This is a genomic window from Amorphoplanes friuliensis DSM 7358 (genome assembly GCF_000494755.1).
GTDB lineage: Bacteria > Actinomycetota > Actinomycetes > Mycobacteriales > Micromonosporaceae > Actinoplanes > Actinoplanes friuliensis.
The window spans coordinates 5968327-5983215 of the sequence record NC_022657.1 but is presented as its reverse complement, the minus strand read 5'-3'; the positions used below and the strand labels follow the sequence as shown (position 1 = coordinate 5983215).

At 69.8% G+C, this 14889-nt stretch carries 14 protein-coding genes; 11 read left to right on the top strand and 3 right to left on the bottom strand.

The window, feature by feature from the left end:
• Positions 1-185 precede the first annotated feature (185 nt).
• From AFR_RS27660 to AFR_RS27635, 6 genes are all read left to right on the top strand, one after another.
• A complete protein-coding gene (locus tag AFR_RS27660; protein WP_023560108.1) occupies positions 186-1562 on the top strand; it encodes an aminotransferase-like domain-containing protein in 1377 nt (458 codons plus the stop codon).
• Between the two features lie 54 nt (positions 1563-1616).
• Positions 1617-2882, top strand: coding sequence for an aspartate aminotransferase family protein (locus AFR_RS27655; RefSeq protein WP_052359829.1), 1266 nt, complete (start codon positions 1617-1619; stop codon positions 2880-2882).
• Between the two features lie 227 nt (positions 2883-3109).
• Positions 3110-4336 (top strand): inorganic phosphate transporter, encoded by a 1227-nt coding sequence (locus AFR_RS27650; protein WP_041841185.1) that lies wholly within the window; start codon positions 3110-3112, stop codon positions 4334-4336.
• Positions 4337-4347: 11 nt separating this feature from the next.
• Complete coding sequence (locus AFR_RS27645; RefSeq protein WP_023560105.1) at positions 4348-4659, top strand: hypothetical protein; 312 nt, start codon at positions 4348-4350, stop codon at positions 4657-4659.
• 8 nt (positions 4660-4667) lie between these two features.
• On the top strand, positions 4668-4994 hold the full coding sequence (locus AFR_RS27640) for a DUF3349 domain-containing protein (protein ID WP_023560104.1): 327 nt from the start codon (positions 4668-4670) through the stop codon (positions 4992-4994).
• Positions 4995-5081: 87 nt separating this feature from the next.
• Entirely contained in the window at positions 5082-5810 is a 729-nt protein-coding gene (locus tag AFR_RS27635) for a metallophosphoesterase (protein ID WP_023560103.1), read from the top strand.
• On the opposite strand, the gene AFR_RS27630 is transcribed toward AFR_RS27635, so the two are convergent.
• Positions 5804-7579 carry a flavin-containing monooxygenase gene (locus tag AFR_RS27630; RefSeq protein ID WP_041841184.1) on the bottom strand — a complete coding sequence of 592 codons (1776 nt, stop codon included), beginning with the start codon at positions 7577-7579 and terminating at the stop codon, positions 5804-5806. The genes AFR_RS27635 and AFR_RS27630 overlap by 7 nt on opposite strands.
• 894 nt (positions 7580-8473) lie before the next feature.
• Between AFR_RS27630 and AFR_RS27625 the strand changes: the two genes are divergently transcribed.
• The 4 genes from AFR_RS27625 (at position 8474) to AFR_RS27610 (ending at position 12539) form a co-directional block, all read left to right on the top strand.
• On the top strand, positions 8474-9643 hold the full coding sequence (locus tag AFR_RS27625; protein WP_023560101.1) for a sigma-54-dependent transcriptional regulator family protein: 1170 nt from the start codon (positions 8474-8476) through the stop codon (positions 9641-9643).
• Positions 9644-9645: 2 nt separating this feature from the next.
• Positions 9646-10062, top strand: coding sequence for a DUF1801 domain-containing protein (locus AFR_RS27620; protein WP_023560100.1), 417 nt, complete (start codon positions 9646-9648; stop codon positions 10060-10062).
• An 87-nt stretch (positions 10063-10149) separates the two neighbouring features.
• Positions 10150-11319: a hypothetical protein gene (locus AFR_RS45385; protein WP_023560099.1), complete on the top strand. Its 1170-nt coding sequence runs from the start codon at positions 10150-10152 to the stop codon at positions 11317-11319.
• 71 nt (positions 11320-11390) lie between these two features.
• A complete protein-coding gene (locus AFR_RS27610) occupies positions 11391-12539 on the top strand; it encodes a glycoside hydrolase family 3 N-terminal domain-containing protein (RefSeq protein ID WP_023560098.1) in 1149 nt (382 codons plus the stop codon).
• On the opposite strand, the gene AFR_RS27605 is transcribed toward AFR_RS27610, so the two are convergent.
• Entirely contained in the window at positions 12536-12937 is a 402-nt protein-coding gene (locus tag AFR_RS27605; protein WP_023560097.1) for a nuclear transport factor 2 family protein, read from the bottom strand. The genes AFR_RS27610 and AFR_RS27605 overlap by 4 nt on opposite strands.
• A 76-nt stretch (positions 12938-13013) precedes the next feature.
• Between AFR_RS27605 and AFR_RS27600 the strand changes: the two genes are divergently transcribed.
• Entirely contained in the window at positions 13014-13523 is a 510-nt protein-coding gene (locus AFR_RS27600) for a TetR/AcrR family transcriptional regulator (RefSeq protein WP_023560096.1), read from the top strand.
• A 15-nt stretch (positions 13524-13538) separates the two neighbouring features.
• Here the strand turns inward: AFR_RS27600 and AFR_RS44020 are convergent, their stop codons facing one another.
• A complete protein-coding gene (locus tag AFR_RS44020) occupies positions 13539-14780 on the bottom strand; it encodes a 3-keto-alpha-glucoside-1,2-lyase-like domain-containing protein (RefSeq protein WP_148308072.1) in 1242 nt (413 codons plus the stop codon).
• Positions 14781-14889: the final 109 nt, after the last annotated feature.

Here is a 14889-nt window from a genome sequence, read left to right as displayed (position 1 = left end):
CGTGGGTCACCCCACGATTGTGATCGTCTCTCCACCGCCTGTCACCGGTCCCTGGTCATCGCTTGACATCCGGGCCCGATGTCGTAGGACACTAATGACACAGCTCAGGGCGAACAATTGCTCGGCTGTTACCAAATGTTTCGGTCGAGAAAATTCGCACCGAGCCCGATCGGGAGGCTGACGGTTTGCTGGGGCTCATCGCCGGCGCGGTCGACGACCGCAGCGCCCGGGGCATCGCCGCGGCCGTCAGCCGCCTCGTCACCGCCGGTGAGCTGCCGGTCGGCGCGAGGCTGCCCACGGTGCGTGACGTCGCCCGGGAGCTCGGGGTCAGCCCGACCACGGTGAGTGAGGCCTGGCGCAGCCTGACCCGCGCGGGCGCGATCCAGACCCGCGGCCGGTCCGGCTCGTTCGTCACCACCCCGGCCCTCCCACGGCAGAGACTCCGGTACGCCCAACTCGGCGGCTTGTTACAGGGAGTGGTGCGCGACTTCTCGACCGGCGTCCCCGACCACGATCTGTTGCCCAACCTGACCGAGTCCCTCAAACGTGTCGGCGATGCCCGGCTCACCACGAGTTATCTCGAGGGTCCGGTGCTGCCGCCCCTGGAGGCGGCGTTGCGGCGACGGTGGCCGTACCAGGTCGAGCAGTTGACCGTGGTGGACGGTGCCCTCGACGCGCTCGACCGGGTGACCGCGACGGTCGTCCGCTTCGGAGATCACGTCCTGGTGGAGAACCCGGCCTTCCCGCCCGTGCTCGACCTGCTCGAAGCGGCCGGCGCGACGGTCGTCGGCGTGCCGATCGACGAGCACGGGATGTGCCCGGACGCGCTCGGCGAGGCCCTCAAGACCTACGACCCGGTCGCGGTCTTCCTGCAGCCGCGGGCGCACAACCCCACCGGGGTGAGCCTGACCGCCCGCCGGGTCTCCGAGCTGGCGGACGTGCTGGCGGCGTACCCGGAAGTCACGATCGTGGAGGACGACCACGCCGGGGACATCGCAACCGCGCCCCCGGTCAGCCTGGGGACCCGCCTGCCGGACCGGACCGTCCACGTCGCCGGATTCTCCAAGAGCCACGGTCCCGACCTGCGGCTGGCCGCCCTCGGCGGCCCGGCCGCGGTGATCACCGCGATCGCCGACCGCCGCCTGCTCGGTCCCGGCTGGTCCAGCCGCCTGCTCCAGGCCGTCCTGCTCGACCTGCTGACCTCCGCCGACGCGATCGCGCAGATCGCCGCCGCCCGCGACGTGTACGCCCAGCGCCGCGCCGCCCTCCTGACCGCACTCGCCGCCCACGGCGCGACCGCGGTGTCCGCCGACGGCATCAACCTGTGGCTGACCGTCGAGGACCAGCAGATGGCCATGCTCGCCCTCGCCGCCCACGGCATCGCCGTCGCCCCCGGCGCGCCGTTCGAGGTCACACCCCTCGGCGCCGACCACGTCCGGGTGACCGTCGGCCTGATCCGCGACGACTTCGACTCCCTGGCACAGATCCTCGCCTCCGCTGCCGGTGCGCCCTCGCGCGCCAGCGGCAACCGTTCCCGCCCGCACCCGCGCGGCTGGCGCTGACTCCCGTAGGAGGAACCCGTGACCGATGACCTGCTCGCCCGGCACCAGGCCGTCATGCCCTCCTGGGTGACGACGTACTACGGCGACAACGCGATCGAGCTGGTGAGCGGCTCCGGCCGGCGTGTCACCGACGCCGCCGGACGCACCTACCTGGACTTCTTCGGCGGCGTGCTGACCAACATGCTCGGGTACGACATCGCCGAGGTGCGCGAGGCCGTCGAACGCCAGCTCGCCACCGGCATCGTCCACAGCTCCACGCTGTACCTGATCCGGCAGCAGGTCGAACTGGCCGAGAAGATCGCCCGCGTCTCCGGCATCCCGGACGCCCGGGTCTTCTTCACCAACTCCGGCACCGAGGCCAACGAGGCCGCGCTGCTCTTCACCACGAACCACCGCCGCTCCAACCAGATCCTGGCGATCCGCAACAGCTACCACGGCCGCTCCTTCGCGGCGATGGCCATCACGGGTCACCGCAGCTGGTCGGCCAGCGCCCTGAGCCCGGTCAGCGTCTCCTGGCTGAACTCCGGCGAACGCCTCCGCGGCCGCATGAAGGGCCTCTCCGACGCCGACCACATCGACGCGGCCGTCGAAGACCTCCGCGAAGTCCTGGCCACCACCACCTCCGGCGACGTGGCCGCCCTGATCGCCGAACCGATCCAGGGCGTCGGCGGTTTTGTCCACGCCCCCGACGGCCTGCTGGGCGCTTTGAAGAAGGAACTCGACAACCACGGCATCCTGCTCATCGCCGACGAGGTCCAGACCGGCTGGGGGCGTACGGGTGACCATTTCTGGGGGTACCAGGCCCACGACGTCCAGCCCGACCTGATCACCTTCGCCAAGGGCATCGGCAACGGCTTCGCCCTGGCCGGCGTCGTCGGCCGCGCCGAGCTGGTCAACGCCGTCCCGGCCACGAGCTTCTCCACCTTCGGCGGCAACCCGATCTCGACGGCAGCAGGCAACGCCGTCCTGGACTACGTCCTCGACCACGACCTCCAGGCCAACGCCGCACGCACCGGCACGATCCTCCTCGACGGCCTCCGCGCAGCGCTCGGCGACACCAAGATCGTCGGCGAGATCCGCGGCCGCGGCCTGATGATCGGCATCGAGTTCGTCCGCCCCGGCACCACCGACCCCGACACGGCCGCGACCATGCGCGTCTTCGACGAATGCCGCAAGGGCGGCCTGCTGGTCGGCAAGGGCGGCCTCTACGGCAACGTCCTCCGCATGGGCCCGCCCCTCACCCTCACCGAGGACGAGGCCCGCGAAGGCCTCGCCATCCTGACCGAAGCCATCCGCACCGCCGACGCCGAATCCTTCTGAGCCCCAGGCCGGCACCCACCCGGGTGCCGGCCTGCTCACGTCAGGCCGTAGACCTGGTTGACTTCCAAGAGCACGCGGCGCCGAACACTGGCCCTTGGCTGTCTATTCCCATTTGCAAGTGAACATCAGATGGAATTTCGCTGACCGGTCCGAGGCGGTCGACAAAATTTCCTACGTGTTACCTGCGGGGTCTGTTGCTGGTTGATCCTCCGAGCGACTATCTGCATGTGACAGAGACTTCCGTGATTCTCGCCCTGGTGGTGATCACCGCTCTCGGGTTCGACTTCACGAACGGGTTCCACGACACCGCGAATGCGATGGCCACGTCCATCGCCACCCGCGCCCTCAAGCCGAAGGTCGCCGTTGCCCTTTCCGGCATCCTCAACCTCGTCGGGGCTTTCCTCTCCGTCGAGGTTGCCCTGACCGTCACCAACGCCGTTGTCAAGATCCAGAACTCCAACGGTACGCCGAAGCCGGAACTGCTCGTGGACGGTGGGTCGGCGCTGTTGCTGATCGTGCTGGCGGGCCTGGTCGGCGGCATCGTCTGGAACCTCCTGACCTGGTTGCTCGGGTTGCCCTCGAGCTCCTCGCACGCGTTGTTCGGCGGCCTGATCGGCGCCAGCATCGCGGGGCTGGGCTGGGCCGGGGTCAACTGGAACGGCGACGGCAGCAAGCTCGACGGGGTCATCGGCAAGGTGATCCTCCCGGCGCTGATGTCGCCGGTCATCGCCGGTGTCGTCGCCGCCGCGGGTACCTGGCTGATCTACCGGGTGACCGTGGGGGTCGCCAAGCGGTTCACCGAGAACGGGTTCCGGTGGGGGCAGATCGGCAGTGCTTCGCTGGTCTCGCTCGCGCACGGCACCAACGACGCGCAGAAGACGATGGGTGTCATCACCCTCGCCCTGATCGCCGCGGGGGACTGGACCGACACCAAGAACATCCCGTTCTGGGTCAAGGCCGCCTGTGCGCTGGCGATCGCCCTCGGCACCTATCTCGGGGGATGGCGGATCATCCGTACCCTCGGCAAGGGTCTGGTGGAGATCGCGCCGCCGCAGGGGCTGGCGGCGGAGTCCGCGGCCGCGGCAGTGATCCTGTCGTCGAGCCACCTCGGCTTTGCGCTGTCGACCACGCACGTCGCGACGGGCTCGATCCTCGGCTCGGGTGTGGGGCGGCCGGGCGCGCAGGTGCGGTGGCGGGTCGCCGGACGGATGGTCGCCGCCTGGCTGATCACCCTGCCGGCCGCCGCGATCGTCGGCGCCGTCATGTGGTGGGTCGGCAACCTGCTCGGTGGTGGTCTCGCCGGTTCACTCGCGATCTTCGTGATCCTGCTGGCGGCGGCCGTGTTCATGTGGCTGCGGTCGCGGCGCACGCCGGTCGACCACAACAACGTCAACGACGAGTGGGAAGGCGCGCCGCCTGCGGACGAGCGCGTGCCCGCCGGTGCGGCGAGCTGAGAGGGAGCGACATGCACAACCTGGGATTTGCACTCGAAGGCGCGTGGAAGGTCCTGCTCGCCAGTGTCATCCTCGGCGCCGGTCTGCCGCTGCTCTTCGCCCTCGGGATCCGCTCACTCGCGTACGGCGCCGGTGGTGACGCCGAGGTGCACGAGTCCGGCGTGACCGGTCCGAAGCCGCACGCGATCGGCACGGTGCTCGGATATGCGCTGTTCGCGATCGTGTTGCTCGGCGTCGCCCTGGGTATCACCTTCATCGTGGCCAGCGGTTTTGGTAAGGCGCTGAGCTTCGAGCACATCTACCCGATGATCGTGGACAAGTAGGGGTTGCTGTGAGCGATCTCCGTTCGAACTTCATGATGCGGGCCGTCGAGTGGCTCCGGGCCGGTTATCCGACCGGTGTGCCGCGCCAGGACTACGTGGCGCTGCTCGGCGTGCTGCGGCGCAAGATGACCGAGGAAGAGGTCCGGAAAATTGCGGTGGACCTCGCCGACCAGTCGGTGCTGTCCGGCGACGACCCGATCAGCACCGAGGACATCGAGCAGGTGATCAGCGCGTCCATGCTGCAGCAGGCGACACCGGAGGACGTGGTCCGGGTGTCCGCCCGCCTCGCCGCCGGTGGCTGGCCGCTGGTGGACCCGCCCGACGACGGCGAGTGACGGTTACGCGGGCGGCGGAATCCGCCGCCCGCTGAATCGCCCCTTCCGGGGCAGCGGGCGCCGACGGTCGTCCCTAGCGTCGCCCGCATGATGATTGCGCACCTCAGTGACTCGCAGCTGCTCGCCGGCGCCCTCGCAGGCGAACCGGCGACAGCCCTGAATCGCGCGTTCGGGCGGCTGCTCGCACTCGAGCCGCCGCCCGATTGTGTGGTCATCACCGGGGACCTGGTCGAGACCGCCGGCCCGGGCGAGTACGCCGTCCTGCGCGACATCCTCGACCGGTGCCCGTTCCCGGTGCACGTGGTCGGCGGCAACCACGACGGCGAGCGCCTCGTCGACGAGCACGGCGGTACGCGTTACCTCGCCGGGGGTACGTGTCTGGCGTACGCGGTGGATTATCCGGAAGCGACCGTGATCGTGGCCGATTCGCCGATCCCGGGCCGCCCCGAGGGGCGTCTGGGCGCCGGCCAGTTGCGGTGGATCGACGAGACGCTCGGCCGGCGACCGGACGTTCCGGCGATCATCTGCCTGCATCACCCGCCGGTGACCGTCGGCATCCCGTTCCCGGACGGTATGGGGCTGCTCGACGCGGCCGAGCTGGGTGAGGTGATCGCCCGGCGGGGCAACGTCGCCCGGGTGCTGGCCGGCCACGTGCACCCCGATGTCGCCGTGCCGTTCGCCGGGACGCTCGTGAGTATCGCCTCGGCGACCTACCGGCAGAGTGCGCCGGGGCCGACGAGTTTCCTCCTGCACGTGCTGACCGGGGACGGGTGCGCGACGCATGCCGTCCCGGCCGGCGACGTGTTCGCCTACTGAGTGTGGTGGACCTCCTGGAGGCCGTAGACCGGGGTCGGTATTCCCTCGTACCGGGCCTTGAGCTGCAGTGCGAGATAGAGCGAGTAGTGCCGCGACTGGTGCAGGTTGCCGCCGTGGAACCACAGGTTCTCCTGCTGGGTCGGCTTCCACATGTTGCGCTGCTCGCCCTCCCACGGCCCGGGATCCTTGGTCGTGCCGGACCCCAGCCCCCAGACCTTCCCGACCCGGTCGGCCGTCTCCTGGTCGATGAGGTCGGCGACCCAGCCGTTCATCGAGCCGTAGCCGGTGGCGTAGACGACCAGGTCGGCGTCGAGCGTGGTGCCGTCCTGCAGCACGACCGCCGTCTCGGTCAGGTGGTCGACCTGGCCCTGGACCAGCTTGATGCGGCCGTCGGCGACGAGCTCGGCCGCACCCACGTCGATGTAGTAGCCGGACCCGCGTCGCAGGTACTTCATGAACAGGCCGGACCCGTCGTCACCCCAGTCGTGGCGGAACCCGGCCTTCTCCAGGCGGGCGTAGAAGTCCCGGTCGCGTTCGGCCATCTGCTCGTACAGCGGGATCTGGAACTCGTGCATGATCCGGTAGGGGAGCGAAGCGAAGATCATGTCGGCCTTGTCGGTGGTGACACCCGCCTCGACCGCGCGCTCGGAGTAGAGATCACCGAGCCCGATGTCCATCAGCGACGCCGACTTGACGATGTGCGTCGACGAACGCTGCACCATCGTCACGTCGGCCCCGTGCTCCCACAGCGCACCGCAGATGTCGAAGGCCGAGTTGTTCGACCCCACCACCACAACCTTTTTCCCCCGGTACGCCTCAGGGCCGGGATGTCCGCTCGAGTGATGCTGCTCGCCCCGGAACACGTCCTGACCCGGGAACGTGGGCCAGTTCGCCTTGCCGGACATGCCGGTCGCAAACACGAGCTGCTTCGGCCGCAACTCGACCGACTCGCCGTCCCGGTCAACGATGACACTCCACGTCTTCGTGTCCGCGTCGAAGCTCGCCGACCGCACCTCGGACCGAGACCAGTACGGCACCTCCATGACCCGCGTGTACATCTCCAGCCAGTCACCGATCTTGTCCTTCGGCGCGAACACCGGCCAGTTCTTCGGGAACGGCAGGTACGGAAGATGGTCGTACCAGACGGGATCGTGCAGGCAGAGACTCTTGTACCGCTTACGCCACTGATCACCCGGCCGGTCGTGCCGGTCCAGCACCAACGCCGGTACGCCCAACTGCCGCAGCCGCGCCCCGAGCGCGATGCCGCCCTGACCACCACCGATGACCACAACGTACGGCTGCTCGGCGTACCCGAGGGTCTGCTCCTCGGTCCTGCGCCTTTCGAGCCAGGAGGTGCGGCCGGGCTCGAGCTCGTGCTCGACACCCTGCGGGCGGCCCTCCTCGAAACCCTTGAGCTCCCGCAAACTGGTCAGCAACGTCCACGCGCCGTCATCCTTGAGCCGCAGATGCCCGGCGCCGCGGCCGACGCGGGTCTCGAAACGGATCCACGCTTCGGTGACGTCACCGGCCTCCGTGGGCTCGCCGTCGACCTCGAACTTGCCCGGGTCGGCGTCGTCTAGGCGGGCCCTGAGCAGGTCGGCGACGCCGGCACGACCCTCCACGGTGGTGATGTTCCAGGAGAACGCGACCAGGTCGCGCCAGAAGCTCTCGACGCCGAAGAGGGCCGCGGCCCGCTCGACGTCCCGGTCGCGTAGCGCGGTCTCGAACTCGGCGAGCCACGCCTCCACCCGATCTCGTGTCTCTGTCATGCCCTCAGCACACGGGGTGGTACCTGTTCCGCAACAGGGTTGCAATGTGTTGCACATCTTCACGGCCCGGCGGGCGGGCCCAACTTCCTTGTAGTTGGACCTGGCTGGCGGCTTGCAGGCCCGACTTCCTTGTAATTGGGCCCGGCCGGCGGCTTGCAGGCCCGACTTCCTTGTAATTGGGCTGGCTGGGTGGGGCCCGACTTCTTTGAGGCCGGGTGAGGGCCCGATTTCCTTGTAGTTGGGCCTGGCTGGCGGCGTGCTTGCCCGACTTCCTTGTAGTTGGGCCCGGCTGGGCACGTGGAGGGCCGACTTTCTCAAGGTTGGGGCTGTGCGGCCGGGTGGGGGCCCGACTTCCTTATAGTTGGGGCTGTCCGGCTGCGTGGAGGACCAACTTCTTTGAGGTTGGGCCTATCTGGGCGGGTGAAGGCCCGACTTCCTTGAGGTTGGGCCTATCTGGGCGGGTGAAGGCCCGACTTCCTTGAGGTTGGGCCTATCTGGGCGGGTGAAGGCCCGACTTCCTTGAGGTTGGGCCTATCTGGCCGGGCGAGGGCCCGACTTCCTTGAAGTTGGGCCTGGGCCAGCGGCGTAGGGGCACAACTTCCTTGAGGTTGGGGCTGTCCGGCCGAGTGAGGGCCCGACTTCCTTGAAGTTGGGCCCGGCCGGCGGCGTGCTTGCCCGACTTCCTCGTAGTTGGCCCTGATCGCGCGCTTGGAGGGCGACTTCCTTGAAGTTGGGCCTGGCCAACCCCATGGAGGCCCAACTTCCTTGAAGTTGGGCCTGGGCCGGCCGCCGGGTGAGAGCCCAACTTCCTCGAGGCTGGCCTTTCTCGCTCGCGGTGTGGCGCCCGTCACAGCCTGCGGGTTACGCTCGCCGAGTCGGTGAGGAGGCCGGAGCGTGGGCGAGTTGAGCGCGATCAGCCCCGGCACGGACCTGTCCCAGCACGCCCGCGAGCTGACCCGGGTCCACGATGCCGTGCTCGGTGGCCGTCGTGCCCCGGGCCGCCCCCGCGCCGTGGTCGCCCGCTCCTGGTCCCGTGTCATGCGAGCCGGGCTCGACCCCGACGGTGCCAACGCCCGTGACCCGTTCACCCGGGACGAGGTTGAGCGCCGCCGCCGCGAGTCGCCCCTGAGTCTGATCGTCGGCGAGCTCGCCCAGGTGATCCAAAATGTCGCCCTGCTGGTGGTGACCGACGCCGACGGGGTCATCCTGTGGCGTGTCGGCGGCCCGTCCGTGCTGCGCCGCGCCGACACGCTCGGGTTCGGGGAGGGCGCCACCTGGACCGAGTCTGTGGTCGGGACCAATGCCATCGGTACGGCCCTGGTCGAGGCGGCACCCGTGCAGCTCTTCTCGGCCGAGCACTTCGAGCAGGCGCAGCACGCCTGGTATTGCAGTGCACACCCCATTCACGACCCGCGTACGGGTGAGCTGCTCGGCATCGTCGACGTCAGCGGACCCGCTCTGACTCTGCATCCGGCGATCGAGGCGCTGGTTGGTACGGGCGTACGTCTGGCCGAGTCGCAGCTGTGGCGGCACCACGCCGCACGGCTGGAGCGGTTGCGGCGGTCCGCTGAGCACATTGTCGGTACCGCCGCCGGGCCGTTGCTGATCGTCGACGATCACGGCTGGGTTGCGCACAATTCCGGTGTGGCCGCTCGCGACCGCATTGCCGCGCCGCGGGCAGACACGGCTCTCGCCGTACCCGGGCTGGGTCTGTGTCTGCCGGAACGACTTGCCGAGGGCTGGATCGTGCGCCCGGCGGGGGCGGCGCACACGATCCGGGCGCGGCTGGACCGGACCGGGTCACCGCTGCTGTCGGTGACCGGGGCCGGGTCGGTGTGGCGGGCGCCGCTGACCCGGCGGCATGCGGAGATTCTCACGCTGCTGCACCACGCGGGTGCCGAGGGGCTGAGCGCCGGCCGGTTGAGCCGGGCGCTCTACGGCGACGATGCGCACGTGGTGACCGTCCGGGCGGAGATCTCCCGGCTGCGGCGTGCCATCGGTGCCCTGGTCGTCACCAACCCGTACCGTCTGGCCGACGGTGTTGACCTGCAGATCGTGAGCTGACCATGTCCGGCCCCGCAACCGTCCCGACCGGTGCCAGCGTGGGGGACTTCCTCGCCGCTGTGCAGGATCCGAAGCGGCGCGCCGACGCCCAGGCCCTCTGCGCGCTGATGGCCGAGGCCGCCGGGGTCGCGCCGGTGATGTGGGGACCGTCCATCGTCGGCTTCGGCAGCTACCACTACCGGTACGCCTCGGGGCAAGAGGGCGACTGGCCGGTGGTCGGGCTGTCGCCCCGCAAGACCGCCATGACGATCTACCTGTCGGCGGGTTTCGAGCAGGAGATCCTCGACCGGCTCGGCCCGCACCGGCTCGGCAAGGCGTGTCTCTATCTCAAGCGGCTCGCGGATGTCGACGACGCCGTGCTGCGGGAGCTGGTGGCGGACGCGTTCCGCAAGCTGGACGGCCGCACCCTCGCACCGTGAACACTTTCTTCGCCAGATCTTGATCCTTCGTGGGAGCGCTTCCGTATGAGGGGGCGAGGTCCTACGACAGGAAGGCTCAGGCGAAGAATGAATTCCTCCCGTACCACCGCCCGACGCTGGCAGATCGCCGGAGTCGGTGCGGTCGCCGTGGTGCTCGTCGGTGTCGGCCTGGGTGTCGCATCCGCCGCAGAGAGCGGCCCGCCCACGGTGAACTGCCCCGGAGTCGCCGGAGCGCTCGGCGCCGTGCCGGACCGTGCCAGTGACGAGATCGCCCGTAACCTCACCCTGCTCAACACGCAGATCGCCGAGGCGAACAAGCGGCTGGTCACCAGCGCCGGTGAGGGTGGTCCCGCCTTCATCCAGAACGCGATCCTCGGCCCGCTGAAGGACAAGCGTGTCGCGACCATCAACCGGATGGCGACCGCGATCGGCCGCAGCGCCCCCAAGCCCGACCTCGACGTGAACAAGCTTGCGACGTGCTCGCTGAACGAGAACGGTGGCGGCGCGGCCGCACCCGAACCCACCGCGGCCCCGGAAGCTCCCGACACGGCTGCGGGCGCCGCCCCGACCGTCGACTGCCCGGCGGTGGCCGACGAGCTCGGCACGGTCCCGGCGCAGGCCCAGGCCGAGATCGAGCGCAACCTGGCCCTGCTCGACACGCAGATTGCCGAGGCGAACAAGCGCCTGGCGTCCAGCGTGGGTGAGGGTGGCAAGAACTTCATCCAGAACGCGATCCTCGGCCCGCTGAAGGACAAGCGTGTCGCGACCATCAACCGGATGGCCACGGCGATCGGCCGGAACGCGGACAAGCCGGTGCTGGACGTGGACGGCCTGGCCACGTGCTCGCTCAACGAGAACGGCGGCGGCGGCGAGGAAGCCGGGAACGGTGGCGCAGGCGAGGAAGCCGAGAACGGCGACGGTGGCGAGGAAGCGGAGCCGGCGCCGACCGAGGTCGGGACCGGTGAGGCGCCGACCGTGAACTGCCCCGACGTCACCGGCCTGCCGGCGATCCCGGCGCAGGCCCAGGCCGAGGTCACCCGCAACCTGGAGCTGCTCGACACCCAGATCGCCGAGGCGAACAACCGTCTCGCGTCGACGATCGGCCAGGGTGGCCCGAACTTCATCCAGAACGCGATCCTCGGCCCGCTGGAGGACAAGCGCATCGCCACGCTCAACCGCATCGAGACGGCGATCGGCCGGAACGCCGACCGGCCCGAGGGCCTGGAGCGCTTCGGCGCCTGCAGCCTGAACGAGTAACCGCAGCACGAGGATGGGGCCACTCCGGTGGCCCCATCCGTCGTTGTGCCGCCCGGCTAGCGTGGGCCCGGATGATGATCAGATCGTGGTGGGCCCTGCCGGTCGTGGTGCTCGCGCTCGTCGGCCCGCCCGCACCGGTTGTCAGTCGTCCACCCGCCACGTCCACGGTGTCGTCGCCCGCCGGCACGTTCCCGGCCTGTGTGACGGCCGCGGTGGAGACGATGTCGCTCGAGGAACAGGTCGGCCAGACCCTGATGGTCGGCGTCCCGCTGCACTCACCGCAGGGGATCGGTGGTCTGGTCGCCGGTTATCACCTCGGCGGCGTTTTTCTGTCCGGGCGCAGCACCCGCTCCTCGGCCGGCCTGCGCGCCGACATCACGGCGTTGCAGCGCACCGCGAAGGTGCCCTTGCTGGTCTCGGTCGATCAGGAGGGCGGCAGCGTCCAGGCGTTGCAGGGCACCGATTTCCCGGACATCCCCGCCGCCACGACCCTCGGCGCGGGCCCGCCGGACGAGCTGCGCCGCACGGTGCGCGACAGCGCCGATCGCCTGGCGGGGATCGGCGTCACCGTCAACCTCGCGCCAGTCGCCGACACGGTCCCCTCCGGTACGGACGACAGGAACCCGCCCATCGGTGCGTTCCGCCGCCAGTACGACTCCGACCCGATCAAAGTCGCGGAGGACATCCGTACGGTCGTGGCCGCGTCCCAGGGCGCCGGAGTCCTGACGATCCTCAAGCACTTCCCGGGCCTGGGACGGGTCCGCGCGAACACGGACACGTCCACACGCGCCGTCGACCGCACGGCGACCGTCGACGACCCGTACCTGGATCCCTTCCGGGCCGGGATGCGGCAGGACTCGGCCGGGGTGATGATCTCGCTGGCGACCTACCCCCGGATCGATCCGGCGTCGATCGCGGCGTTCTCCCGGCCGATCGTCACGGGCCTGCTGCGGGAACGGTACGCCTTCACCGGCCTGATCATGTCCGACGACCTGGGTGCGGCCGACGCGGTCGAGTCCGTGCCGACCGGTGACCGGGCCGTACGCTTCCTGGACGCGGGCGGCGACCTCGCGCTGACGATCCGCCCGCAGAACGTCGGACCGATGGTCGCCGCACTCCTCGCCGCGGCCCGCACCTCACCGGTCTTCGCGGCCCGGGTGACCGACGCGGCCTCCCACGTCCTCGCGGCCAAACACCGGGCTGGCCTCCTGCGCTGTTAACCGGGCATCGCGGCGGCGAGCAACATCGAGTGCTGGTATTCACGCCATCGCGCAATACGTCCTTCATGGACGGTCAGCACCGCGATGAACGGCGCCGACGCGGAAACCCCGGTGGCGGGAATCGTCGCGGCCAGCTCGTACTCCACGACGATGGTCCGCGGGTCGGCGGTGTCGTGGACCGCGGCGACGTGACAGCCGTCGAAGCGGAACGGCACCGAGGCGTGCCCGGCGCGGACGTACGCGAGGACCTCCGCCCTGCCCTCCCGCCGGACCGGCCGGCCCGGTGGCGCGAACGGCGTCTCCAGCACCACGTCATCGGTGAGCATGTCCTCGTCGAAAGCGGGCCGGTCGGTCAGCCAGTGCTCGCGCACGCGCTCGAAGAGCTGTCGAGGTGTCACGGGGCTCCCTCCGTTAAACTGAGTGTCGGCTCGACTTACCATAGTGAGTCACGACTCATTTTCCAAGGGGGATGGCGTGCGGGCAGACGCGCAGCGCAACCGGGAACGCATCCTGGACGCCGCGGAAGAGGTGTTCGCGCAGCTGGGCGCGTCCGCGTCGACCGAGGAGGTCGCCCGCCGCGCCGGCGTTGCGATCGGCACGGTCTTCCGGCACTTCCCGTCCAAGGACGACCTGCTGGCCGCGATCCTCAAACGCCTGCTGGCCCGCCTGGTTCAGGACGCGTCCGAGCTCGGCGGCGCGGACGGCCTCTTCACCTTCTTCGAACGCCTCGTCGCCCAGGCCGCGGACAAACGCATGGTGGTCGAGCTGGTCGGCATCAGCATCCCCTCAGCGGTGGCCACCCTGGGCGACGCGGTGGGCAATCTGCTGCACCAGGCCCAGGCCGCCGGCACGGTACGCCGTGACATCGCCCTGCCAGAGGTCATGGCCCTCCTGGTCAGCCTGTGCCAAGGCGCCCTGCAAGGCGGCTGGCCCCCCGACCTCCAAACCCGCACCCTCGCCGTAATCTACGCCGGCCTCCGCTGACATGCGCCGGCGGCGCTAGGCAGTCGGCGTGGGTGTCGGGGTCGGGCCGTAGGGCACCAGGGGGCTGGACGCGGAGTTCCACGCGGCGTCGTACGCGATCACTCGCACCAGCGGGTTGCTGCCGTTGACGGTGACCGTGGCGGTCGGCTCGCTGACCTTTGCCAGCAGCCGGACCTCGTCGATGTTGGTGACCAGGATGACGTGGTATTCGCGGACAGCGACGTTGTCGGTCGCCGGGGTCCAGGTCAGGATGCCGCGGCCGTCGGCGGTCCGCCCGCTGAGCACCGGGCTTCCGGGGGCCGAAGGCGCCACGGCGTCGTCACCGGTTTTCGGGTAGCTCGGTGGCTGCGGGACGCTCGTGCGGTCCGTGACGAGCGAGACGTTGCCGGCCGCGTCCCGGGCTGCGACGGAGAACTGCATGGACGCCGCCGTCGGGCTGAAGGGCAGGGTCACGGGGCCGGTGCCGGTGACAGTTCGCACCGGGATCTGCTGATAGAACTGCTCACCCTGGTAGACGATGTAGTCCACCACGCCGACGTTGTCGATCGTCGGCCGCCAGGTGAGTGTCACGGTGGTCGGCGTGACCTCGACAACGCTCGGCCGTCCCGGTGCGAGCGGCGCCTGCGTGTCGGGTGAGGTCGCCGTCCAGCCGTCGACACGGACGTCGTCGAACGCCGCGGTGGCGTAGTTGGTGGCGACGGCGGCGCGTCCGCGGGTGAGGCGGGTGTCGGTGGCGTTGAGCAGCGGCGTGCCGTTGACAACACCGATGAGCTGCGAGCCCTTCACGACCAGGCTCAGCGATCGCCAGAACTGCAGCGCCGAGGCGTAGTCGGCGGTGGCCAGCACGGTGGTCCGTCCGCTCACCACCCGGCCCAGCTCGACCTTGTTGTCGGCGCGGGTCGTCAGGTAGTAGTGGCTGCCGTCGCTCTGCACCCGCGCCTGCACGCCGGCCGATGAGCGGGAGTCGCGGTAGGCGAGGGGCTGTACGCGTACGGAGACGGCGTAGTCCGACCAGGACTGATCGCCGGTGCGTGCGGTGGCCCGGGCGCTGACCGAGTCCTGCCGGAACGTCTCGTCGGCGACCGACCAGCGGCCACCGGACGTTCGCCAGCCCGCGGCGTTGCCGTCCTGGAAGTCGTCGCTCAGCAGCACGGGCACTGCGGCCGCTGCGGGATCAGCCGGTCCGCTGACCACCAGCGCCGCGGCCAGGCCCGCACCGAGAAGACGACGGGTCCACGTGCGAACGACTGCCCCCATGACAGAAGGCTAGAAGCCCCATCGGCCAGCGTCAATGTCGTGCTTCCGATAACCGATTGCGGCCTCCGCGGCGCCGTGACAAGCTGCCTTTCCGCACCTCTGACTGAAG

What these genes read in the sequence shown, in the direction of transcription:
- AFR_RS27655 (WP_052359829.1), top strand. Translation starts at nt 1,617, where the DNA reads ATGCCCTCCTGGGTGACGACGTACTACGGCGACAACGCGATCGAGCTG.
- AFR_RS27645 (WP_023560105.1), top strand. Translation starts at nt 4,348, where the DNA reads ATGCACAACCTGGGATTTGCACTCGAAGGCGCGTGGAAGGTCCTGCTC.
- AFR_RS27635 (WP_023560103.1), top strand. Translation starts at nt 5,082, where the DNA reads ATGATGATTGCGCACCTCAGTGACTCGCAGCTGCTCGCCGGCGCCCTC.
- AFR_RS27630 (WP_041841184.1), bottom strand. Translation starts at nt 7,579, where the DNA reads ATGACAGAGACACGAGATCGGGTGGAGGCGTGGCTCGCCGAGTTCGAG.
- AFR_RS27620 (WP_023560100.1), top strand. Translation starts at nt 9,646, where the DNA reads ATGTCCGGCCCCGCAACCGTCCCGACCGGTGCCAGCGTGGGGGACTTC.
- AFR_RS45385 (WP_023560099.1), top strand. Translation starts at nt 10,150, where the DNA reads ATGAATTCCTCCCGTACCACCGCCCGACGCTGGCAGATCGCCGGAGTC.
- AFR_RS27610 (WP_023560098.1), top strand. Translation starts at nt 11,391, where the DNA reads ATGATGATCAGATCGTGGTGGGCCCTGCCGGTCGTGGTGCTCGCGCTC.
- AFR_RS44020 (WP_148308072.1), bottom strand. Translation starts at nt 14,780, where the DNA reads ATGGGGGCAGTCGTTCGCACGTGGACCCGTCGTCTTCTCGGTGCGGGC.